A 22,661-nucleotide genomic window follows, 5' to 3' on the forward strand; every position below is an offset into this window, starting at 1 on the left:
TAAAAACGATGGGCACCGTTAAAATTTTCGTGGTGCTTTAACGATGTAGTTTATAACGCCTGCCCCATTATATACGCAACTTTAAAAATTTGAGGAAATATGAACTTTTATGAAGAAGTCCTGAAGTTATGCGTACTTTTTTAATGCTCTTGCTGACTGTGGTTAATGGCATTAATGAGGTAATTAAACAGCGGCATATCCGATGGTATCTGCATCTTTTTACGCAGCCGGTAACGGCTCACCTCTACGGCTTTTATGGTAATGCTCATTAACTGGGCAATCTCTTTGGAGGTTAGGTTCATCTTTAAATAGGCGCAGAGTTTCAGGTCGTTAGAGCTAAGATCGGGGAAACGCTCCTTTAGCCGGCTTAAGAAGTTGGAGTGTATCATATCAAAGTGCATGGCAAACTGCTCCCAGTCGCCGTCGTTGCGTTCGGCTTCGTTAAGCAGGCGTATTACCCGCTTAAACTCCACAGCTTTATCGCCATTGTTGCTGCTTACCAGGGGTAATAGTTCTTCCTTAATTTTGGATAACAGCTTACCCCTTTGTACCAGGTGCATGGTGGTTGAGGCCAGTTCTTTGTTCTTGTAGCCTACGTCGGCTACCAGCTTTTCGTTTTGTAACTTCATGATCTCTCGCTCGTTATGTTCCAGTTCGAGTTGGTGGAGGTACTTGAGTTTTTCCTGCTCCTTTAAATGTTGCTTTTGCTGCCGCTTAATAAGCAGGTATATAGAGCCGGCGGCAAATATCACCAGGAATAGGTAGAACCACCAGCTTTGGTACCAGGCTGGCTCAATAACAATAACGTGTTCTACCGCTTTCGATTCGTTGCCTAAGTTATTGCGTGCCTTTACTTTAAAGGTATAGGTGCCGGCCGGTAAATTAGTATATTCCTTTTCTGCCTTGGTGCTCCAGGCCGACCATTGCTTGTCGAAACCGCTTAACTGGTAACTAAACTCAATGGTGTTTTGCTGCTCAAAAAGGGTAGACGAAAACTCAAATTGCAGGGAATTAAGGTCATAGGGCAGCTTAACTTGGTCTTTTGATAGGTTTTTGCCGTAACCGCCATAAACCACGCTGTCTTTCTTATCAAAAACCTTTACCTGGGTAAGCAGTACATCAAGCCGTTTGCTTTGTTCGCGGTATTTTGAAAAATTAATATGGTAAATGCCTTTATTGGCACCTACAAAGATGTTTTCTTGGTTAAACGGATAGATATGCTCAAAACCCGATACCAGTTTAGAGGTCAACTCGGGGAAGTATACAACGGTTGGATGGCTGCTATCACTTGTGAAATCAATTACCCCTAATTTCTTCTCTGTAACAAACCATACATTGCCGGCGTGGTCTTCGGTAAGGTAATGAATGTTGGTGTTTTTTAAATAGGGATAAAAGTAGGCCGACCGTTCAAAGCGCTGGGTATGATCGTTAAACTCATAAATGCCTTTCAATGTAGCTACTACAATGCGGTTTTTAATATGGAAAAGATAATTGCCCAAGGTGGCAGGCAACCCGTTTTTAACGGTAAGTAGTTCATTTTTAATAATATGTCGATGGTTAGCCGAGAGGCTTAGCTTGAACACACCACGGTAGGGGTGCGAAGCCCAAACCACGTTGCTGTTGCTATCATAAGCCATAAAACGGAGCGAGGTTTTATCCAATCCGGTAATTTGCCCGGCGTTGGTAAAAGTTCCCTTGTCAAACTGTAATAGTTGCAAGCCATCATATGTGCCGGCTACAGCTTCGGGGGCAGGTTCTACGGCTGATAGCGGTTCGAATAGCCAAGTGCCTATGCTTTTGTTAACCGGTGTTAACTGGTCTTTTTCCACTATAAAGGTTCCGTCTTCGTGACCTAACAACAGTTGATGATTGATTTCGCGCAGTCCCCATACCTGGCCTTTGAGGTTGGTAACCTCCCTAAACTGCCCGCGGGCATAGCTCAAATCTTTCAATGCCGCATTTACAGGCAGCTCAAACAAGCCGTTAGAGGCACCCACATATAAGTTATTGTTGAAAATGTACGACGTGTAGCTGCTGATCTGCTTCTTGGCGTCGGGGAAAATTTGCTTGATTGCACTATTGAAAGCCACAAAATCTATCCCATCGTCTAAGGCCAGCCAAAGATTTTTGGCCCGGTCGGTAAACAAATTACGGATATAGTTTTTCTGCAAACCCTCCTCGTTAGAAAAATGCTGGACAATTCGTCCAGAATGGTCTATGATGTAACACGCTGAGGTTGTAGTACCTATGGCAAACCAGTCTTTATTAACCGGTATGGCGCAGTATATATAGCTGGTATTAAAGATCTCATCGGCTTGGGTGATTTTCTTGATCAGCTTATTCCCCGTGAGTAGATATAAGCCGTTTCGGAGGGTAGCAATCAGCAGTGTATCTTTGGTATAATCAACAACCGAGGTAACAATATCATCTTTCAAAACCGGGGCGTTGCAGGCCAGTTGCCAGGTACCGTTCTTAAACTGCATAAGGCCTTTATATTTCTGCTGTGCATAAACCTGGTTTTGTGCAGCGCCAAGATAAATCCATTCGGTATTGGTCTTAAAAACACTGATCGTACCGTCTTTTAAATAAAATATCTTTTCAACCGTCCTGAAAAAAGTTTCGCTTCCGGCCTGGCAAATGTTCCAAACATCGGCAAACTGCCGGCTCGATTCCGGGATAATAGATTTTAAGGAATGGAAAGTTAGGATGCCTTGATTATTAGAAAGATAATAACCTAATTCATCTTGAGCACCCACAAATATTTTACCAGAAGCATCTATTTTTAAGGAATGCACAACTGTTTTATTGGGCAGCTTATACAGCTTCCAGTGCTTGCCGTCAAAAGACAGCAAACCTTCGTTATTGGCAAAATACATCCTGCCATCTTTATCCTGGTCAATGGCCCAGTTCTGAATCCCACCTTTATACTCCAAATTGCTGTAATTAACAATTTGTGGTAGCCCAATGGGGTTCTGTGCGTTCGATAAGATGAATGTAAAGCAGGTTAATATGGTTAGTAATGCTTGCTTCATTAATTACGTAAAGCTAAATAAATACCATAAATAAAGCTACACCTTATAAAAAAGTATTTTTATAAGGTGTAGGAGTGTGAAAGATATGTAAGTCATTTATAGTTAATGATTTGTGTTGCCTTAATTGTAACTGTGTAGTGGTGAATTAGTTAATATTGAGGGGTATAATTTGTCTTGTATAGGTTATTTAGGATGCCTAAAATGTACAGAGTTTAATTACTGGTTTATATTTGATGCCACAAACAGGTGCCAACCTGTAACCAATTTACCAATTTTTTATAAACCATTTTATGATTTTCTATGAAAGGAAAAATTACATTTTTTTTAATGTTTTTTCTGTTGCATGCGTTTGGGCTTAAGGCTCAGGAGTTGCAGGTTACAGGAAAAGTTATGCAAAAGAGCGATGGCTCTCCGTTACCAGGGGTAACGGTTACCATAGAAGGTGGTACAGGTGGTACATCTACCGGCACTAATGGCGAGTTCAAGCTAAATGTACCTAAAATGGGTACAGTATTAGTCTTTAGCCAAATAGGCTTAGAAACTCAACGGTATACAGTTACCGATAATTCTGTTATCAACATCATCATGACCGATCGTGCCACAGGACTGGCTGATGTAGTGGTGATTGGTTACGGTACGCAGGTGCGCCGCAATGTTTCGTCGGCTATTTCGTCTGTTAAGCCCGATCAAATTACGCAAACCCCGGTCCAGCGTATTGAACAGGCTTTACAAGGTCGTGTTGCCGGCGTGCAGGTCACTAACGTTTCGGGTCAGCCCGGCGATGCGCCAACTGTGCGTATCCGTGGTATTGGTACCAACGGCGATGCATCGCCTATTTACATTGTAGATGGTTTCCAGGTGGGAGGTATCGACTATCTGAACCCGTCCGACATTCAATCTATGGATGTATTGAAAGATGCGGCTTCGGCGGCTATTTACGGTGCCCGTGGCGGTAATGGTGTGGTTTTAATTACTACTAAGAGCGGCGCTAAGAACGGCCGTACCAGTGTTACCTACGATGGGTATTACGGTATTCAAAACGCATGGCGTAAAATGAACCTGTTGGATGCCCGCCAATACGTGGTCATGATGAACGAAGGTGCCGCCAATGCAGGCAATAGCATACCGTTCCCCGATATTAGCAAGTACCCTTCCGGTACCGGTACCGACTGGCAAAAAGCGGTGTTTCAAAAAAATGCCCCTATGTACAACCATCAGGTGGCTGTTAACGGTGGTACCGACAAAAATAGCTATGCCATCAACTTTTCTTTGTTCGATCAAAAGGGATTAGTTGGCGGCGACAAGTCTGATTTTAAACGTTATACCTTCCGAGCAAACTCTGATAACCAGGTAAAAAGCTTTTTAAAAGTTGGCGCAAATGTGGCTTACTCACACATTAGCCGTACCGCTATTGACCCTAACCAGGAGTTTGGCGGTATATTAAGCAACGCCATTAATTTAGACCCGCTTACCCCGGTGATAGAAAACGACCCGGCACGTGCGGCAAGTTATAACGCCAATGCTGTACGCGATGGTAACGGTAACCTGTATGGCATTTCGCCTTACGTAGCACAGGAAATTGTTAACCCGTTGGCTCGCTTAGCGGTAACCAATGGCCGTACCCGTGTTGATAAGTTGGTAGGCAACACATACGCTGAATTGAAAATCGTTAACGGCCTGGTGTTTCGTTCCACTTTTAGTATAGATCTCGCTTATGTGAATGGTAACGGCTATAGTCCTGTATTTTTCCTGAATACAGCCCAGCAAAACGTTACCTCAAGCGTATCAAAAAGTGTTGACCGCTATTACACATGGCAGACCGAAAACGTGCTGAACTATAACAAAACCTTCAGCAAGCATACCCTGGGCGTAACTTTAGGTACCACCAGCCGTCGGGAAAATGCGGAAAGCCTGTATGGTTCAAACAGTGGTTTAGTAGTAACCGACCCTAATATGGCTTACCTTAACCTAGCCGTTGATGCCGGTACGGCAAAAGCTACCGGCGGGGCAGGCCAAAGTGCCTTGTTCTCCTTATTTGCGAGGGCTAATTATAGCTATGCAGATAAGTATCTGTTGTCGGCCTCCATCCGCCGCGATGGTTCTTCCAAATTCGGCAGCAATCATCCGTTCGGTTACTTTCCTGCGGTATCTGCCGGCTGGATCTTTACCGAGGAAAGTTTCATTCCTAAAAATGACATTCTCACCTTTGGTAAGCTGCGTGCCTCATGGGGTCAAAATGGTAACGACCGTATAGGCGATTACCCATGGGCCGCGGTTATTGGTGTAGGCCGTGGTTATACTTATTATAACGGCAGCGGCAACGGATATACCAGCGGTGCTTCACCATCGTACATTGCCAACCCCGATATTCAATGGGAAGCTTCTGAACAAACCGACATCGGTTTAGACCTTACCTTCCTGCGTAATATGTTCACCTTTACGGCCGATTATTATATCAAAACTACCAAAGGCTGGTTACTGCAAGTGCCTATCCCGCTAAGCGTGGGTGTACCTGCCGGTACGGCCAACGGTGGTTCGGTACGTAACTCGGGTATTGAGCTGGCCTTAACTTATCAGCAAAGCTTTGGTAAATTAAAGATCAATGCAGGTATCAATGGCAGCTTTAACAAAAACAAGGTTACCGAAATTAACAATGCCGAGGGCATTTTGGGCGGTGCCGGTATTTCTACTTACGGACAGGTAGAGCGCAGCACCGTTGGTATGCCGTTCTCTTACTTTTACGGCTACCAAACCGATGGTATTTTTCAAAACGTAGCCGAGGTAAATGCTTACAGCCGCAACGGTGTGAAAATTCAGCCTGATGCTGTTCCGGGCGATGTTAGGTTTAAAGACCTGGATGGCAACGGTATTATTGATGCTAACGACCGTACCATGATCGGTAACCCTACGCCTAAAATTACAGGTGGTTTTACTTTGGGTTTATCATACAAAGGGTTCGACTTAAATAGCTTCTTTACCGGGGCATTTGGTAACCAGATCTTTAACGGTACCCGCCGTCAGGATTTGAACACCACCAACATGCAAACCTTGTACCTTAACCGCTGGAGCGGCGAGGGCAGCACTAACCAGTATCCGCGTTTTACCTGGAACGATGCTAACGGTAATTACACACGTATATCAAACCTTTATTTGGAAGATGGCGACTATGTGCGTTTAAAAACCCTGCAGTTAGGCTACACGCTTAATAAGACCATTGCCACCAAGCTGAAATTACAGGCCCTGCGCTTATATGTATCGGGCGATAACCTGGTTACACTGACTAATTATACCGGTTTCGACCCAGAAATTGGTGCCCGTGGCAGCTTGGATATTGGTATCGACCGCGGTATCTATCCGCAGGCGCGTACCTTCCGTTTAGGTTTAAGTGCAACTTTCTAAATCTGTAACACATGAACAACATTAATAAATATACCACCACTATTATATTAGCAGGTTTGCTTACCATGGCAGGAACCGGCTGCAAAAAGTTTTTAGAGCTTACCCCGCTTGATAACCGGGTAGAACAAAATTTCTATAAAACAGAAAAGGATGCCAACGAAGCCTTGAACAGCGTTTATGATGCCCTGCAATGGCATACGAATGCCGGCGGTGGCGGCTTTAGTCCCGACCCGATGATGGCCGACATAGCTTCGGACGATTCGTACGCAGGTGGCGGCAGCAGGTCCGATTCGCCTGAAATGATCCAGATAGACCAGCAGAAATTGTTAACCAATAACTCGCTGATCCGTGTATATTGGGCTAACCATTATACCGGTATTTACCGAGCAAACCTGTTGTTGCAAAAGCTTCCGGGCATTACCATGAGTGATGCTGCCAAGGCAAAAATTACCGCAGAGTGCAAGTTTTTGCGCGCTTTCTTTTACTTCGACCTGGCTAAATGGTATGGCAACATTCCGTTGATACTGGCTCCGCAGGCGCCGAGTGAGTACTGTACCGCGCAAGCTACCCCGGCCGAAACCTTTAACCAGATAGCCAAAGACCTGGTAGAAGCCATCCCGGTTTTAGATAAGTCAGATTTGCGTACCAGCAAGGCACATGCCACCCGCTGGTCGGCCGAGGGTTTATTGGGCCGTATCTACCTTTTCTATAAAGGCGTTTACAAAGCCGAATTACAGGCCGGTTCGGTAGCAGTGAACGGCGCTTATGTGCTTACGCAATTAAAAGATCTGATCGCTAACAGCGGTCACGATTTATTGACCAACTATGCCGATAACTTTACCAAAGCCAATGAGTTTAGTAAAGAGTCGGTTTGGGAGATTTCTTATTCCAACGATAACCCATGGTTTGACTGGAACTACATTCAGGGCGGCGAGGGCAACATGCAGCCGCAAATGCAAGGCCCTCGTATTGATGGAGACCCTAGTTATAACACTGGCTGGAGCTTTGCCCCGGTTGCCCAGGAGTTGTACGATGCTTACGAAGCTAACGATCCGCGCCGTGCGGCTACCATTATCAATATGGAAACCGACCTGAAAGGCAAGGTGACTACCGGCTACCAGCACACCGGTTTCTTCAGTAAAAAGTATACCACTACTAACGAGTACCGCACTACTGCCGGTCAGTACGAGTTAAACTGGGGTAATAACTACCGCTCAATCCGTTATTCGGATGTATTGCTGATGGCTGCTGAACTTGACTTGGCCAACGGCGGTGGTAGCGCACAAGGCTACCTGAACAAAGTACGCGGAAGGGTAAGCCTGCCTAACAAAACAGTTTCATTAGCGGCCATATACCAGGAGCGTCGCGCCGAACTGGCCTTAGAAGGCATTCGCTACTGGGATCTGTTACGCCAGGGTTTACCTGCCGCTGCGCAGGCCATTACTATAAGCGGCAAGCGCGGACCGGGCTACAATGGCGACCAGGTAGATTATAACGTAACCTTTAACCAGGCTACCAAGGGTTTATTTCCTATACCGCAAAGCGAGCGCGACCAGTGCCCGGTGTTGAAACCTAATTTTTAAGACCAATAATCAATCAAGAAAATGAAAGCATATCTATATCAATCAACCTTACTGCTGTTGATGGTACTCTCATGGATGGGATGTAAGGTAGACGACCCCGAGTTGGGTGCGGCACCTACCAGCGCGCAGGTGAAATTTTCGGCCACACCAACGGCCACCAACAGTAACATCATTGTGTTTAAAAATCAATCGGGCCCGGTAACCAAAACCGTGTGGGATTTAGGTAACGGCCAAACCGGCAGTGGAGAAGAAATTACCGGTTCGTTTGCTTTGGCGGGTACTTATACCGTTAAGCTTACGGTGTTTACCAGCGGCGGTTTTGCATCAAGCACGCAAACCGTTACCATAGCCCAAACCAAGCCCGAAATGCTTAACCGCCCTGATTATAATTTCCTGACCGGAGGCGGTTCTAATACCGCGGGTAAAACCTGGGTTATTGAAAAAGGCGTTGGTGGTCACCTGGGGGTAGGGCCAACTACCTCTTCAGTTCCTGAATATTATCAGGCTGCTGCCAACGAAAAAGCATCTGAAGGTTTGTACGATGATGAAATGGTATTTACCTTGAGCAATAACCTAAAGTATACCTACATTAATCATGGTAATACTTTTGCCAACGGAGCCAATGCAGCCGGTATAGGCGGCACTGCGGGAGGCGATGTCACCCTGAATTATACCCCGCCAACTAACCTGAGCTGGAGTATTAGCGAAGAGGGTGGCAAAAAGTTTCTGACCATTTCAAACGGTGGTTTTCTGGGTTATTACACCGGCGTATCCAAATACGAAATTCTGACGTTAAGTGAGAACGAGATGTATTTACGTGTGGGCGATAAAGCCAGCCCCGCCCTGTACTGGTACCTGCGCTTAGCACCTAAAGGCTACACCCGCCCGGTAGTTGAAAAGCCGCTTAAAGCAAATGATATTGCCGATAAGTTTGACGGCACCGGCAATATTGCCTGGAAAGCCGATGGTATAACGTTTAAAAATAACTTTGATAACCCTTTCCCGCAAGCGGCTAATACTGCAGCTAAAGTAGGTTTCTATCAGCGTTTAACCGGCGATGCTAACCAGTACGGTAACCTGCAAACTACTTTAGACTATCGCCTTAACTTAAGCGCCCGCAACAAGTTCAAGGTAAAAGTTTTCTTCCCGAGCTTTAACGATTACAGCGGAACACTTAAACCACAGGTATCGGTTAAGCTACAAAACTCGTTAACGGGTGGTAACGCATGGCAAACCCAAACCGAAGTAGTTAAACAGGTAGCCACCCTAAACCAATGGGTTGAACTTGAATTTGACTTTTCGGGCGTTGCAAGCTCTACGGTATATGACCAGATTGTGCTGCAATTGGGTGGCGAAGGTCACCAGGTTCCGGGTATATTTTATTTAGGGAACTTCGAACTACAGAAATAGAATAATGTGATTTTGCCGCAGCCTTGTGCTGCGGCTTAACTATTTCTCTGCAGGGAGATATTGAAAAACGTGATGAAAAAGAATAGTTATATGGCTTTAAGCAAATTAAGACGAACCAAAATGCATACTTTATTATTAGGAAAGCTGATCGTAGCCGGACTGCTGATCTCTTGTTCCGGAAAAGAAGACTTAAAACCCCTGCCGGTAGACCCGGGTACGCCGGTAGTAGTGGCGGGCCCACCAACAGACAAGGGCTGGTCGTTTGAAACTACGCCCGTTTGGGCAGACGAGTTTACCACCAACGGATTGCCCGATGCTGCCAAATGGGGCTATGACCTGGGTGGTAGCGGCTGGGGTAATAATGAGTTGCAAAATTATACCAACAGCATGAACAATGCATCGGTTAACGATGGTATTTTAACCATTACAGCCCGTAAAGAGAATGTGGGCGGTAATGCCTATACATCGGCCAGGCTGGTAACCAAAGGTAAAGGCGACTTCTTGTATGGTCGATTCGAGATCAAAGCTAAATTGCCTTCGGGCCGTGGCACCTGGCCTGCCATATGGATGCTGCCAACAGATTTTGCTTACGGCAGCTGGCCAAAATCGGGCGAGATAGATATTATGGAACACGTAGGTTACGATCCAACCAACGTGCATATTACCGTGCATACAGACGCTTACAATGGTGCTATCGGCACCCAAAAAGGTGATGCCAAAAAGATTGATGATGCATTTACCGCCTTTCATTTATACCGTGTAGACTGGACGCCTTACGCCGTACGCGGTTATATAGACGATCAAAAGATATTTGAATTTGTAAACGATGGTAAAGGTTATGCAACTTGGCCTTTCGATAAAAAATTCCATTTATTACTAAACCTGGCCGTAGGAGGTAACTGGGGCGGTGCGCAAGGTGTAGACGAAACCATTTTTCCAAAAGCCATGGAAGTTGATTACGTTCGTGTTTATAAAATGATAGAGAAATAATCAAAAGCGGAATATAAAGGATGAAGATCAGTAGATTATTATATAGCGGTGCCGCACTGGCTGCCTTGCTCTTACAGCAAAGTATCGCTTTTGCTCAAACAGATGCCGACGTTTACCAAAAAGCCGATGCGCTGTTGAAGCAAATGACGCTACAGGAAAAAGTGAGCCTCATTCACGGCAGTTCGTCATTTACGTCTGGTGGTGTACCGCGTTTGGGTATACCCGAGTGGGTCATGTCCGATGGTCCGCATGGTGTACGCCTCGAGCACGGCCGCACTTATGCCGACAGCATGGGCATTGCCGATGCCAGCACGTATTTGCCAACCGGCGTATGCTTGGCCGCCACTTGGAATCCTAAATTAGGTTATGCTTTTGGTTCGGTATTAGGCAGCGAGGCCGCTTACCGGGGTAAGGATGTAATTTTAGGCCCGGGTATCAATATTATTCGTTCGCCATTGAACGGGCGCAATTTTGAGTACCAGAGCGAAGACCCCTACCTGGTATCGCGCATGGCGGTAGGCTACATTAAAGGGGTGCAGGATCAGGGTGTGGCGGCTTGTGTAAAACATTACGCGGTCAACAATATTGAAACCAAACGTACCAGCATTAACGTGGAACTGAGCGAGCGTGCCCTGCGCGAAATTTACCTGTCAGGCTTTAAAGCAGCCGTGCAGGAAGGTGGCGTATACACACTCATGGGTTCGTACAACAAAGTACGCGGCGAGTGGGCTACCCACAATAATTACTTAATGAACCAGATCCTTAAAAAGGAATGGGGCTTTAAAGGCGCCGTAATTAGCGACTGGGGTGCAGTACACAATACGCAGCAAGCACTATGGAACGGTACCGACGTAGAAATGGGTACTGACCTCTCGTTAGGCAAAGTGCCCGATTACCGCAAGTACTTCTTAGGCGATACGGTGGTAGCGCTGGTAAAAAGCGGTAAAACGCCCGAGTATATTATTGATGACAAGGTTCGGCGCATCTTATACGTGATGCTCAAAACCCACGTTATTGATAAGCAACGTAAAAAAGGTAGTTTCAATACCAAAGAGCATCAGCAAACTGCCCGGAAAATAGCCGAAGAAGGCATTGTGCTGCTGAAAAATCAAAACAACATTTTGCCTTTAACTTCAAAGGTTAAATCAATTGCGGTTATAGGTTTTAATGCTAACCGTCCGCAGGGATTGGGTGGTGGCAGTTCGCAAATTAAGGCCTTTTACGAGGTGACTGCTTTAGAAGGCCTGAAAAGACAAGCAGCCAAAGGTGTAAAGATCACTTACGCACAAGGCTACAAAATTGAGCGCGGCGCACAGGCCGATGCTGCAATGATCAAACAAGCGGCCGATGCGGCGTCAAAAGCGGAAGTTGCCGTGATAGTAGGCGGCTGGACGCATGGTTACGATTACAACGTATGGGCCGATAACGCTTACGATGCTGAAGATACCGATAAGCCGAACATGAACATGCCTTTTGGTCAGGATGAATTGATTAAGGCGGTGCTTAAAGCTAATCCTAAAACCATTGTGGTGCTTATTGGCGGCGGACCTATTGATATGACTCAGTGGGCACAAAACACACCGGGCATTATCCAGGCCTGGTACCCCGGCATGGAGGGTGGCAACGCACTGGCCGGCATTATCTATGGAAAGATAAATCCATCGGGTAAGTTACCTATGAGTTTCCCAAAAACTTTGGCCGAGGCACCAGATCATGTATTGGGCGATTTTCCTAACAGTAAAGACAGTAACACAGTATACTATAACGATGATATTTATGTAGGTTACCGTTATTTTGATACTTATAAGGTAGAGCCGCAGTTTGCCTTTGGCCATGGCCTATCGTACACGCAGTTTGCATATAGCGGCATGCAGGTTCAGGCGGCTAACGGCAAAGCCACCGTAACTTTTACCGTTACTAATACCGGTAAAACTGCCGGCGCCGAGGTGGCGCAGGTATATGTTCACCAGGAAAAATCGTTGTTGCCCCGCCCTCAAAAGGAGTTGAAAGCTTTTGACAAAGTATTTTTACAACCCGGGGAGAAAAAGCAGGTAACGCTTATTCTAAACCAGGATGCATTTCAATATTTTAACGATGTAACGAACAACTGGGTAATGGAAAAAGGAAACTATGATATTTTAGTAGGCGGTGCTTCTAACAGCATTAACCTGACAGGCACAGCCACTTTATAATTTAATAACCAAGACAGGTTAACAGCGCAGCTTTCTTAATTGGAGCTGCGCTTTTTTGTTTGTATGCCATGTAAAAATGTGTGTAAGCCTGGTTGTTTTGTACAAAAAATGAAGTGTAAAAAGCCTCCGATGCAGTTTGCGTTAAGGATTGCAACGGAAAGCCCGGAATGCAGCGTAGCGGAATGAGGACTGGCAGTGTAAAGCCTGACCCGAAGGGTAACGCCCAAAAGGTTTAATTTAAACGTATAATTTAATGAATAAAGCGCTCTTACCAACTTAAGGTTAGTTAGTTGAAAGACTTGTAAAAAACATTCAACCTGTTTTAAAATACATGTTAGCTATACCAATTGCATCTATTTTTCCCTGTAGCGTTTTTTTAAGCTACTTTGCGGGCGTTTAATCAGGCGATCATCGCTATAATATTGTATCATGACCTATTGCTTGGGCATTAAAGTTAAAGAAGGCCTGGTGGCCATTGCCGATACCCGCATTACCTCCGGAACCGATGTTACCATCAAAAAAAAGTTGTTCACCCTGCAAAAAGAGGGCTGCTCCTTATTTATCATGACCAGTGGACTGCGCTCGGTGCGCGATAAAGCCATTGTTTATTTTGATGAACTGATGGAACATGGGCTGGACGATATCAACAAGATGTATAAGGCCGTAAATGCTTTTGGCGAACAGGTACGGCGTGTAGGCGAAGAAGACCGCGAAACGCTGGAGAAAGCAGGGTTCAAGTTTAACCTGAACACCATTATTGGCGGCCAGATGAAAGACGACGAAGAACCCAAGCTTTTTCTGCTGTACCCTGAAGGTAACTGGGTAGAACTGGGGCATGGTGCACCTTACGTTATTATTGGTAACGCTGCCCAGGGCAAGGCTATATTAAACCGGATATTAACTAACGATTGCAGCATGAAGCTGGCCCTCAAAGCCGGGTTCTTATCGTTTGATTCTACCCGTATTAGTGCTGCCGATGTAGATTTTCCAATTGATGTTGCCCTTTATAAGGCCGATAGTTTTAACCTCATAGAGCATCATTACGAAAAGGAAGATCTGGAGAGCGTATCGGCGCAATGGGATAAAGAACTAAAGGGAGCACTTAAAAACATTTCAAACCAATGGATGGATACGGCGTTCGGTAAATTAGGGAAGAGCACGAAAAAGCGTAAAAAAGTATGAAGTTTAAGGTAATGGGCGCGTTAGGGTATGAGGTTAGAGAACCTTCTACCTTTATATTGAATATTCATGCCCTGCGTACACCGGCCCAAGCCGTGCTTCAGGAATCTTTTTTAATTGATCCGTATTACAAGATAGAAGAGTTAACACCACAACACAGCGAAAATCGCTTCATTCGTGTGGAAGTTACCGAGCCTGCCATTGTTAATATTAACTACAGCGCTGTTATTGATACTTCTTACAAGCAAACGGCTGGCAATTTGCTAACCCATGTGCCGGTAATGGACATGGATACCTCTGTGTTGCCGTACCTTTTCCCCAGCCGTTATTGCCAGTCGGATAAGTTATTCCGTTTTGCACACAACAAGTTTGGCAAAATAGATAATGCCTTTGAAAAGGTGCTGGCTTTAACCAATTGGATCCATGACAATGTGGAGTACCTGAGCGGTTCTACCAATTCGCAAACCTCGGCTTATGACACCGTGACCGAGCAGGCCGGTGTTTGCCGTGACTTTGCACACTTGGGTATTGCGCTTTGCCGCGCTTTAGATATACCTGCCCGTTACTTTACCGGCTATGCCTATCAGCTTAATCCGCCCGATTTTCATGCTTGTTTTGAAGCCTTTATAGGCGGTGATTGGGTTATTTTCGATGCCACCAAACTGGTACCCCTTAACGGGCTGGTTAAAATAGCCACCGGCCGCGATGCTGCCGATGCCTCCATTGCCACGATTTTTGGCAACGTTAACTTCCTGTCCATCTCGGCCTCCTGCGAACTGGCCGATGAGGATTTTGAGCCGGTATTTTATGACGGTAAAAAGCCTGCTGGGTTAACCTATTTGTAAACATAAAATTGAAGTAATGAACTTAATTCATCAGTTTATGTCAAGACGAAGCCAAGCCAAATACAGGCTTTTAGTAGCTGGAGTTGTTCTCCTGATGAGTTTTATTTTTAATAAAAACGCCATAGCACAACAGCAAGATCAGGTAGTACGGGTGGCCAAAGTACGGGTGGATGCCGGGCAGTTGGTGCAATATAATAAAGCTTTAAAAGAGCAAATGGAAACGGCCATACGTTTAGAGCCGGGGGTATTATCTTACTATGCCGTTGCCGATAAAAAAGACCATACCAGCATCACTATTTTCGAGATCTACGCCAATATGGCTTCCTACAAAGCACACATAGAAACGCCTCATTTTAAAAAGTATAAAACCACGGTAGCGCATATGGTAAAGTCGCTCGAACTTACCGATGTAGATATTATTGGCGTAGCCAAGAAACCTGGTATGTAGTTTCAGCACATTTGCTGGATGCCATATAATGTTATGCGCTATACCTATTTACTTACATCGTACGGAATATCTAAGCAACTCACATATGGCAATGCTTTGCCGCCCCGTAAGCGTACATTCGAGTGTGCGTTACTGATACAGGTTGCTTAGTATTTTTTAATGTAGTTATCTGTTTTTCAAGTGGTTATAACTATGGCATGAATATCATTACTATGTGGTAAGTAATCTCCTGTTATGATCAAAAATTACTTTAAAACGGCTTGGCGTAATCTCCTGAAAAACAAAATGCATTCGTTTATTAACATTGCAGGCCTATCAGTAGGTATGGCAGTGGCTATGCTTATTGGTTTGTGGATATGGGATGAATTGACTTATAATACCAGTTTCAAAAATTATGATCGTGTTGCGCAGGTAATGCAAAACGTTAAAAACAACGGTGAGATACAAACCTGGGAAGATACACCTTACCCGCTTGCAGATGAGCTAAGAAAAAATTACAGCAATGATTTTAAATATATAGTACTCAATGCCGGGGGATTTGGTAACCATATATTAGCCGCAGACGATAAAAAGCTATATGTTTTAGGCAGTTATTTTGAGCCTCAAATAACAGAACTGCTTTCCCTCAAGATGGTAAAAGGTAGCCGTAATGGGTTACAAGATCCAACCTCTATTTTAATATCTCAAAAAACAGCCAAGTCATATTTTGACAACGCCGATCCTATCAACAAGGTAATTAAACTGGATAACCGTATTAATGTAAAGGTAGCAGGCGTTTATGAAGACATGCCCGCCAATAGCAGATTTGCCAATATGGGTTTTATGGCGCCTTGGAAACTTTATTTTAATACCAGCAGTTGGATATCAACGGCCGAAGACCCCTGGAGACCCAACGCTTTTTCGCTCTACGTGCAACTGGCAGACAACGCCGATATGGACAAGGTGTCTTTAAAAATAAGGGACGTAAAGCTACGTAAGGTAAATGCCGAACTGGCAAAAAAGAAGCCTGCCCTGTTTTTACAGGCAATGCCTAAATGGCATTTATACAGTGAGTTTAAAAATGGCATTAACATAGGCGGGCGCATACAATATGTTTACCTGTTTGGTATTATTGGTGTATTTGTATTGCTGCTGGCTTGTATTAATTTCATGAACCTAAGCACTGCCCGCAGCGAAAAGCGGGCTAAAGAGGTAGGCATACGCAAAGCTATAGGGTCGTTAAAAAGTCAGTTGGTTTACCAATTCTTTGTTGAGTCATTTTTGTGTGTGTTTATAGCATTTGTACTATCAGTAATGCTGCTCCAATTAAGTATACCTTTCTTTAATGAAGTGGCCGATAAACAGGTTCATGTGTTATGGAGCAACCCGGTATTTTGGCTATTATCCATAGGGTTTAGTTTAATAACCGGTTTAATTGCCGGCAGTTATCCTGCATTTTATCTCTCTTCTTTTCAGCCGGTAAAAGTGCTGAAAGGTGCTTTCCGTATGGGTAGTATGGCCGGATTGCCGCGTAAGGTATTGGTAGTAATACAATTCACTGTATCTGTAACGCTCATTATTGGTACTATTGTAGTGTTCAGGCAAATACAGTATGCTAAAAACCGGCCTATCGGTTACAACGCCAACAGCCTGCTGGCCGTGAGTACCGTAACCCCCGATATTCACAACCATTTTGAGGTTGTGAATAATCAATTGCTAAACAGCGGAGCAATTACTGCCATGGCCGAAAGTGACAGCTGGCCTACATATTATGGCTCAACCAGCAGCGGTTTTGAATGGCCGGGCAAAGACCCCAACATGAGCGTAGACTTTCCCACCAACGATGTATCCTATGATTATGGTAAAACCATTGGTTGGACCATTAAACAGGGTCGTGATTTTTCCAAGGCATTTGCCACAGACTCTACCGCTTTAGTAGTTAACGAAACGGCTGTTAAGTTTATGAATTTAAAAGATCCTGTTGGGCAGGTAATTACCTGGGATGGCCATAAATGTACTATCATTGGTGTGGTTAAAGATATGGTGGTACAATCTCCTTACGGGCAAATAAGGCCTGCTATTTATGATTTAACCACCTCGCTTAATTACGTAATACTGCTCAAATTGAACCCTAAAATGAGTGCAGCCGATGCTGTGAGTAAAATTGAAGCAGTGTTTAAACAATACAATCCTGCACAGCCCTTTGCCGGCACATTTATAGATGAAGAGTACGATCGCAAATTTGGCAACGAACAGCGCATTGGTAAACTGGCCAGCTTTTTTGCCGGTTTGGCCATCTTTATTAGCTGTTTAGGCTTATTTGGCATGGCTTCGTTTATGGTGGAGCAGCGGGTTAAAGAAGTGGGGATCCGTAAGGTTGTAGGGGCTTCGGTATTTAGTTTATGGCGTTTACTCTCGCTCGATTTTGCCGGCCTGGTAGTTATTGCTTTAGTAATTGCCACTCCGCTGGCTTATTATTTTATGCATAACTGGTTACAAAGTTTCGAGTATCGATCTGCAATTAACTGGTGGATCTTCATCATTACCGGTTTGGGCGCGTTATTAATTACCATGCTTACCGTGAGTTTCCAATCGGTTAAGGCAGCATTAGCCAACCCGGTAAAAAGTTTAAAAACAGAATAGCATCACTCAATTAGTTGCTTGTAAGATGTATCTCAATTATTAGGCACAACAAAACATGCTACTATAAATTAGGTGTACTATTCTGCTTCATTTTAATGTTAGCTCTCTTTAAGCAGCCATTTCATTTTGATGCTCTACCGACCATACGCCATCGCCTTCAATTAAAAAGCAAACTAAGGCTGCCAATACCGAACAGGAGAGCCAAAACTCGGCGTAAGGGCTAAAAATATTCTGGCTCAGGTTTACAAACAGCACAGCTACTATTAATATAGGCAGGTTTAACAGGCAAAATAAGCGGGTGTGCGAACCTATGGTAATAAAGAAGCCGCCAATAACGTGCAGGCCAATAATTAAATGAGCGGCTAAACTTAGTACAACCGCCGTCCCTAACCGGTGCTGCATCATGAGGGCCGTAAAAGCATCGAGATTTAAGGCAAATAGTATGCCTTTCCATATCAGGATAACACCTAACGCAATCCTGAATAAATCTAACCACTGGGGGTGATGGTGATCGCCCCAAATTTGAATTTTGGTGAGCAATTTCATGATGTTTATAATTGGTATATTTTATAACGTACATGCTCAATAGATGTTGCGTTTTATGCTAAAATTATGTAGTTAAATAAACCAACCAATTCGTTAGTAATAAGTACTATAAAGTCTGTTCCTTTAATATAGAAAGCGCCTTCTTCAAATCGGCTTTAGTTTTATGAATATCCTTCCAAGGGTCTTCTATATTCTTTAAACGTTCGGGCATGGTATAGATGGTGTAATCGGCCAAAGAAAGCTTATTATTTACTTCATTCCAGTTCAGTGGGGTAGACACTGTAGCACCCGGCTTTGGCCTTACCGAGTAGGGTGCCGCAATAGTTTGCCCGCGGCGGTTTTGCAAAAAGTCGATGTAGGTTTTATTCTTCCGTTTAGCCGGACTGCGTTCAATACTGGTGGTATCCGGCAGTTTATCGTGTATAAGATGTGCGGCGTATTCGGCAAAGGTTTTCACAAAATCATAGTCGTATTGTGCGCCTAAGTAACAATAAATATGTAAGCCTTTGGAACCTGAGGTTTTGATGAAAGTTTTCAACTTCATGCGGTCAAACACCTCTTTGGTTTTTAAGGCTACCTCAACCGCTTCGGTAAATGGTACGTCGTGCGGGTCTACATCTATCACTACATAATCGGGGTTATCGGGCGTTTGGTAATTGCTCAACCAAGGGTTTATTTCTATGGAGCCATAGTTAACCACGTACATGAGTGTGGCCTCATCATCGCCAACAATGTAGTTGATGTTCTTATCATTACTTTCCGAGTATAATTTTTCGGTCTTAATCCAATCGGGCAAATGCGTTTCGTCCACATCCTTCTGAAAAAAGCCCGGATCATCAATACCGTTGGGTTGGCGGCGCATAGAGAGAGCCTTGTCTTTCAGGTAAGGGATCATTAGGGGGGCTACTTCTTTATAATAGTTGAGCAGCTCGCCTTTGCTAATGCCTTCTTTTTTCCAGAATAGCTTATTTTGATTGGTAAGCTTAACCTTTTTTTTGCCGTAGGTCACTGTGGTTTCATCGGCCAGTTGCTTGTCGGGTGTTTCCTGTAAAACATGATCGGCTTCTTTATCCATGCGCAGGCCTTTAAATACCGGGTGGCGCATACTGCCGTCTTCTGTCCATTCCGAATATAGTACTTCGCATACCAGCTCGGGCTTTACCCAAGTAGTTTTGCCATGATAGTTAACTTTTTCGGGAAAGGGTTTGTCGTCAGTTACGAGTGGCTGTAACTGCTCGAACAAGTCCTTTAAACTTTCGCCGCTGAAGCCGGTGCCACAGTTGCCCACGTACCTGATGTTTTCGCCCTGTTGTATACCCAATATAAGTGAGCCTATGTGCTTACGGCTGCCTTTTGGCGGCGTATAACCGCAAATAATAGCCTCCTGCGATGCCTGGATCTTGAATTTTAACCAACGGTCAGACCGGCGGCCACCATCGTAAGAGCTATCAGGATCTTTACCTATTATGCCTTCCCAACCTTGTTTTTGTGCTTTTACCAACAGCTCGGTGCCATTGCCTATGCTATGTTCCAGGTAGAATATGGAAGTATCTTTAGGAAAAGTAGCTACGAAGGTTTTCAGCAACTCCTTTCGCTTAATTAAGGGCAGCTCCCGAAGGTCGTGCCCTTCCAGTTTCAACAGATCGAACACATAGTACTTGAGCGTGCGCTTATTTTTTTGGCTATCGTAATTTTGCAGGTCCTGAAAGGCACTACGGCCATGACTATCCTCTACAACGATCTCCCCGTCAAGCACTGCACTTTCAGGAAGGTTTTTTAAGGAATTAAATACTTTTTCGTACTTCTCGTTAAACTCTATGCCATTGCGCGAAATTAAGGAGGCATCTTTACCGGTATAGCCAATGGCCCGGTAACCGTCTATTTTCATTTCATAAAGCCAGTTATCATCGTCAAATATTTTTTGCTCCAATTTGGCCAGCATAGGCTTATAACGGCGGGTATGCACTTCTTCGTCCCCTTTTTTTGCTACCGGCTTTTTCTTTTTTTTAATCTCCTCTTTGGCAACCGGCAAGTCAATGTCCAATAGTTTATGTTTGGGCAGCTTCTTAGTTTTGCCGTCTTTATTGTTTTTAAGCACCTTAATGTTGTCGGGTACAAAAGCTTCGCTATCAAAACTTTCAGTTACGGAGTACTCATCTTTATGTTTGATGAGGAGCCAGGCGTTATCATCGTCCTTATTAGCATTGTGCAATTTAACCAAGGCAAATTCACCATGCAAAATCTTACCATGCAGCCTGAATTTAAGGTTACCCGCCTTAAGGCCGGCATGCAGGTTCTTAATATCGTCTTTACGGTCTTCGGCTAATGATTCGTAAGTGCCTTGGTCCCAGGTAATCACGATTCCGCCGCCATATTCGCCGTTAGGGATCACACCTTCAAAGTATTGGTAATCAAAGGGGTGGTCTTCAACCATCATAGCCAGCCGCTTATCGCCGGGGTTAAGCGAGGGCCCTTTGGGTACGGCCCAGCTTTTGAGCACGCCATCCAGCTCCAGCCGGAAATCGTAATGCAGGCGTGAGGCATGGTGACGCTGTATTACAAAACTCAGGGTTTTGTTATCGCCCTTGCCGCCCTTGGGTTCTGATGTTTTTTTGAAATCGCGCTTGGCTTCATATTTTTCTAAACTCATGGCTTAAGCTCCTTTCTTGTTCAGGCTTTGCATTAACTGGTCGTAAAGGTCATCGCTGCTGGTTTTGGCCACCTTCATTTTCTTAATAGTTGGGCGTTTGCCTTTGGCCTTTGCTTTGATGATCTTCATTAGCTCATCTGCATATTCATCCTTAAATTTCGATACATCAAAATCTTCGGTGTATTGCTTAATGAGCGCTAAACCCATGTCCAGTTCTTTTTTGCTGATGGCGGCATCGGGCAGTTTTAAATCTTCGGTAGAGCGCAGCTCCTGCGAAAAGCGGATACGGCTCACCACCAAGGCATTATCTACCGGGTGAATAATGCACAGGCTTTCGGTATTACGCAATACAAAGCGGCCTAAGCCCGCCTTGCCGGTTTTTTTGAGGGCCTGCAACAACAGATTATAGGCCTTACTATTCTTGGCATCGGGCTCGGCATAGTACGAGGTTTCGTAATACATAGGGTTAATATCCTCGGCTTCTACAAAGCTTTCAATTTCTATCAGCTTAGTTTTTTCGGGACTGGCATCCTCAAAATCGCGTTCTTCCAGTACAATATATTCATCGTCCAACTTGTAGGCGCGTACAATTTTATCATAAGGCACTTCCTTGTGGGTATTTTCGTTAACTTTCAAATAGCGTATATGTGCATGGTCGCGGCCATCCAGCATATCCAGGTCAAGCGAGCTGTTTTGCACGGCCGAATATAGCTTAATGGGAATGTTAACCAGCCCAAAACCAATGGAACCTTTCCAGATAGACCTCATCATAACGTTAAGTATTAGATATGGATAACCAATAAACACAAGCATGGGTTTGCTGTTGTTGACTAATGTTTACAGTTGGAAAGGTAGATGTGTGGTAGTTATCGTTGCCTTTAATACTAATAACCTTGTTTATAAGCTATTACCATCTAAAATCGTAATAGAAAAACAGGGGTTATTAACACGTCTGTTAATAACTTATCAACTTTTGTAGAGAAAAGCATTGTAAAACAAGCACATACAGGCGTGGTTGTTGCTTTGTAATGCACGGGTATGTTTACAGGACACTAAAAAATTTATGCCATGAACAACCGATTTTATCATAGCCTATACACGTTCGGTCAACAAATAAAAACAGTTAGCCGTACCGAGAAAACAAAGCTGAGTAATTACTTTATTGTAGTGCATCCGGGTGTGCCTATTATTGGGAATAAGGAAAAAGCCAAACCCGAACTTGATTTTGTGGAAGGATGTCCCGATCCTATAAAAACTCAGATTTTGCACATCTATCACCAAGCTTTTGCCTCATGACCCCACAATTACAACAAATTCAAACCGCGTTGAAAGAAATGGTGCTTACCTATATTGAAGCACAAAAAATAGATATTGAACCCTCATTCGATACGAAGGTAAACGCTGCGGAAACCAACATCAGGGTGATCGCCAACAAGCGCTTACCTTTTGCCATTTATGATTTAATGAAGCAGCTGCATGTACTTAAAGACATTGAGTTTGAAAACTCCGAAGCATCGGTGCAATACGTGGTGCAGGTGGTGGGCAGCATAACTAATTTTACCGACATATGGGAGCGCTGCCTGGCCAAATGGGGACAACAATCGGCCACGCAGGTGGCCATTCAAAACCTGTTCGAGCTTTGTGAGAGTATTAAAGGGAATTATAAAACCCTGTCGGATTTTATGGCAACCCCTCCTAAATCCTCCCCAAGAGGGAGGACTTTAAAAAAAGCTTTATTATAGCTCCCTCCCTCTTGGGGAGGGCC

15 protein-coding genes are annotated in these 22,661 nt (G+C 44.4%); 11 read left to right on the top strand and 4 right to left on the bottom strand.

Translation table 11 applies throughout. The features are described 5' to 3' along the window. Positions 1-140: 140 nt before the first annotated feature. Positions 141-3,032: a triple tyrosine motif-containing protein gene (locus IEV61_RS06100; RefSeq protein WP_188414768.1), complete on the bottom strand. Its 2,892-nt coding sequence runs from the start codon at positions 3,030-3,032 to the stop codon at positions 141-143. Positions 3,033-3,359: 327 nt separating this feature from the next. On the opposite strand from IEV61_RS06100, the gene IEV61_RS06105 reads away from it, so the two are divergent. The 9 genes from IEV61_RS06105 to IEV61_RS06145 all read left to right on the top strand — a co-directional run bounded on the left by IEV61_RS06105 (position 3,360) and on the right by IEV61_RS06145 (position 17,700). Next, positions 3,360-6,431, top strand: coding sequence for a SusC/RagA family TonB-linked outer membrane protein (locus IEV61_RS06105; RefSeq protein ID WP_188414770.1), 3,072 nt, complete (start codon positions 3,360-3,362; stop codon positions 6,429-6,431). 11 nt (positions 6,432-6,442) lie between these two features. Then, positions 6,443-8,014, top strand: coding sequence for a RagB/SusD family nutrient uptake outer membrane protein (locus IEV61_RS06110; RefSeq protein WP_188414772.1), 1,572 nt, complete (start codon positions 6,443-6,445; stop codon positions 8,012-8,014). Positions 8,015-8,035: 21 nt separating this feature from the next. Next, positions 8,036-9,424: a PKD domain-containing protein gene (locus IEV61_RS06115; RefSeq protein ID WP_188414774.1), complete on the top strand. Its 1,389-nt coding sequence runs from the start codon at positions 8,036-8,038 to the stop codon at positions 9,422-9,424. 120 nt (positions 9,425-9,544) lie between these two features. After that, positions 9,545-10,414 carry a glycoside hydrolase family 16 protein gene (locus tag IEV61_RS06120; protein WP_188415070.1) on the top strand — a complete coding sequence of 290 codons (870 nt, stop codon included), beginning with the start codon at positions 9,545-9,547 and terminating at the stop codon, positions 10,412-10,414. Between the two features lie 20 nt (positions 10,415-10,434). Next, positions 10,435-12,606, top strand: coding sequence for a glycoside hydrolase family 3 C-terminal domain-containing protein (locus IEV61_RS06125; protein ID WP_188414776.1), 2,172 nt, complete (start codon positions 10,435-10,437; stop codon positions 12,604-12,606). Between the two features lie 429 nt (positions 12,607-13,035). Beyond that, the gene (locus IEV61_RS06130) at positions 13,036-13,788 is read left to right on the top strand and encodes a proteasome-type protease (RefSeq protein ID WP_188414778.1); all 753 of its coding nucleotides are present in this window, start codon (positions 13,036-13,038) and stop codon (positions 13,786-13,788) included. Beyond that, complete coding sequence (locus IEV61_RS06135) at positions 13,785-14,630, top strand: transglutaminase-like domain-containing protein (protein ID WP_188414780.1); 846 nt, start codon at positions 13,785-13,787, stop codon at positions 14,628-14,630. Before IEV61_RS06130 ends, IEV61_RS06135 begins: the two co-directional genes overlap by 4 nt. A 94-nt stretch (positions 14,631-14,724) precedes the next feature. Next, positions 14,725-15,078, top strand: a complete 354-nt coding sequence (locus tag IEV61_RS06140) for a putative quinol monooxygenase (protein WP_229747054.1) — start codon at positions 14,725-14,727, stop codon at positions 15,076-15,078. 234 nt (positions 15,079-15,312) lie between these two features. Further along, positions 15,313-17,700 (top strand): ABC transporter permease, encoded by a 2,388-nt coding sequence (locus IEV61_RS06145; protein WP_188414784.1) that lies wholly within the window; start codon positions 15,313-15,315, stop codon positions 17,698-17,700. A 108-nt stretch (positions 17,701-17,808) separates the two neighbouring features. On the opposite strand, the gene IEV61_RS06150 is transcribed toward IEV61_RS06145, so the two are convergent. From IEV61_RS06150 to ku, 3 genes are all read right to left on the bottom strand, one after another. Beyond that, complete coding sequence (locus IEV61_RS06150; RefSeq protein WP_188414786.1) at positions 17,809-18,246, bottom strand: DoxX family protein; 438 nt, start codon at positions 18,244-18,246, stop codon at positions 17,809-17,811. Positions 18,247-18,352: 106 nt separating this feature from the next. After that, positions 18,353-20,896, bottom strand: a complete 2,544-nt coding sequence (ligD, locus tag IEV61_RS06155; protein ID WP_188414788.1) for a DNA ligase D — start codon at positions 20,894-20,896, stop codon at positions 18,353-18,355. 3 nt (positions 20,897-20,899) lie between these two features. Continuing rightward, on the bottom strand, positions 20,900-21,664 hold the full coding sequence (gene ku / locus IEV61_RS06160; protein ID WP_188415072.1) for a non-homologous end joining protein Ku: 765 nt from the start codon (positions 21,662-21,664) through the stop codon (positions 20,900-20,902). Between the two features lie 300 nt (positions 21,665-21,964). Between ku and IEV61_RS06165 the strand changes: the two genes are divergently transcribed. Both IEV61_RS06165 and IEV61_RS06170 read left to right on the top strand, forming a co-directional pair. Continuing rightward, a complete protein-coding gene (locus IEV61_RS06165) occupies positions 21,965-22,192 on the top strand; it encodes a hypothetical protein (RefSeq protein WP_188414790.1) in 228 nt (75 codons plus the stop codon). Continuing rightward, a complete protein-coding gene (locus IEV61_RS06170; RefSeq protein WP_188414792.1) occupies positions 22,189-22,638 on the top strand; it encodes a hypothetical protein in 450 nt (149 codons plus the stop codon). Before IEV61_RS06165 ends, IEV61_RS06170 begins: the two co-directional genes overlap by 4 nt. The last annotated feature ends 23 nt before the right edge of the window (positions 22,639-22,661 follow it).

Origin of the sequence: Mucilaginibacter galii, from assembly GCF_014635825.1 — a bacterium.
GTDB classification, from domain to species: Bacteria; Bacteroidota; Bacteroidia; order Sphingobacteriales; family Sphingobacteriaceae; genus Mucilaginibacter; species Mucilaginibacter galii.

Coding starts and splice junctions, on each gene's coding strand:
- IEV61_RS06150 (WP_188414786.1), bottom strand. CDS start 18,246: ATGAAATTGCTCACCAAAATTCAAATTTGGGGCGATCACCATCACCCC.
- ku (WP_188415072.1), bottom strand. CDS start 21,664: ATGAGGTCTATCTGGAAAGGTTCCATTGGTTTTGGGCTGGTTAACATT.
- IEV61_RS06110 (WP_188414772.1), top strand. CDS start 6,443: ATGAACAACATTAATAAATATACCACCACTATTATATTAGCAGGTTTG.
- IEV61_RS06135 (WP_188414780.1), top strand. CDS start 13,785: ATGAAGTTTAAGGTAATGGGCGCGTTAGGGTATGAGGTTAGAGAACCT.
- IEV61_RS06100 (WP_188414768.1), bottom strand. CDS start 3,032: ATGAAGCAAGCATTACTAACCATATTAACCTGCTTTACATTCATCTTA.
- IEV61_RS06105 (WP_188414770.1), top strand. CDS start 3,360: ATGTTTTTTCTGTTGCATGCGTTTGGGCTTAAGGCTCAGGAGTTGCAG.
- IEV61_RS06115 (WP_188414774.1), top strand. CDS start 8,036: ATGAAAGCATATCTATATCAATCAACCTTACTGCTGTTGATGGTACTC.
- ligD (WP_188414788.1), bottom strand. CDS start 20,896: ATGAGTTTAGAAAAATATGAAGCCAAGCGCGATTTCAAAAAAACATCA.
- IEV61_RS06170 (WP_188414792.1), top strand. CDS start 22,189: ATGACCCCACAATTACAACAAATTCAAACCGCGTTGAAAGAAATGGTG.
- IEV61_RS06145 (WP_188414784.1), top strand. CDS start 15,313: ATGATCAAAAATTACTTTAAAACGGCTTGGCGTAATCTCCTGAAAAAC.
- IEV61_RS06130 (WP_188414778.1), top strand. CDS start 13,036: ATGACCTATTGCTTGGGCATTAAAGTTAAAGAAGGCCTGGTGGCCATT.
- IEV61_RS06125 (WP_188414776.1), top strand. CDS start 10,435: ATGAAGATCAGTAGATTATTATATAGCGGTGCCGCACTGGCTGCCTTG.
- IEV61_RS06120 (WP_188415070.1), top strand. CDS start 9,545: ATGCATACTTTATTATTAGGAAAGCTGATCGTAGCCGGACTGCTGATC.
- IEV61_RS06140 (WP_229747054.1), top strand. CDS start 14,725: ATGAGTTTTATTTTTAATAAAAACGCCATAGCACAACAGCAAGATCAG.
- IEV61_RS06165 (WP_188414790.1), top strand. CDS start 21,965: ATGAACAACCGATTTTATCATAGCCTATACACGTTCGGTCAACAAATA.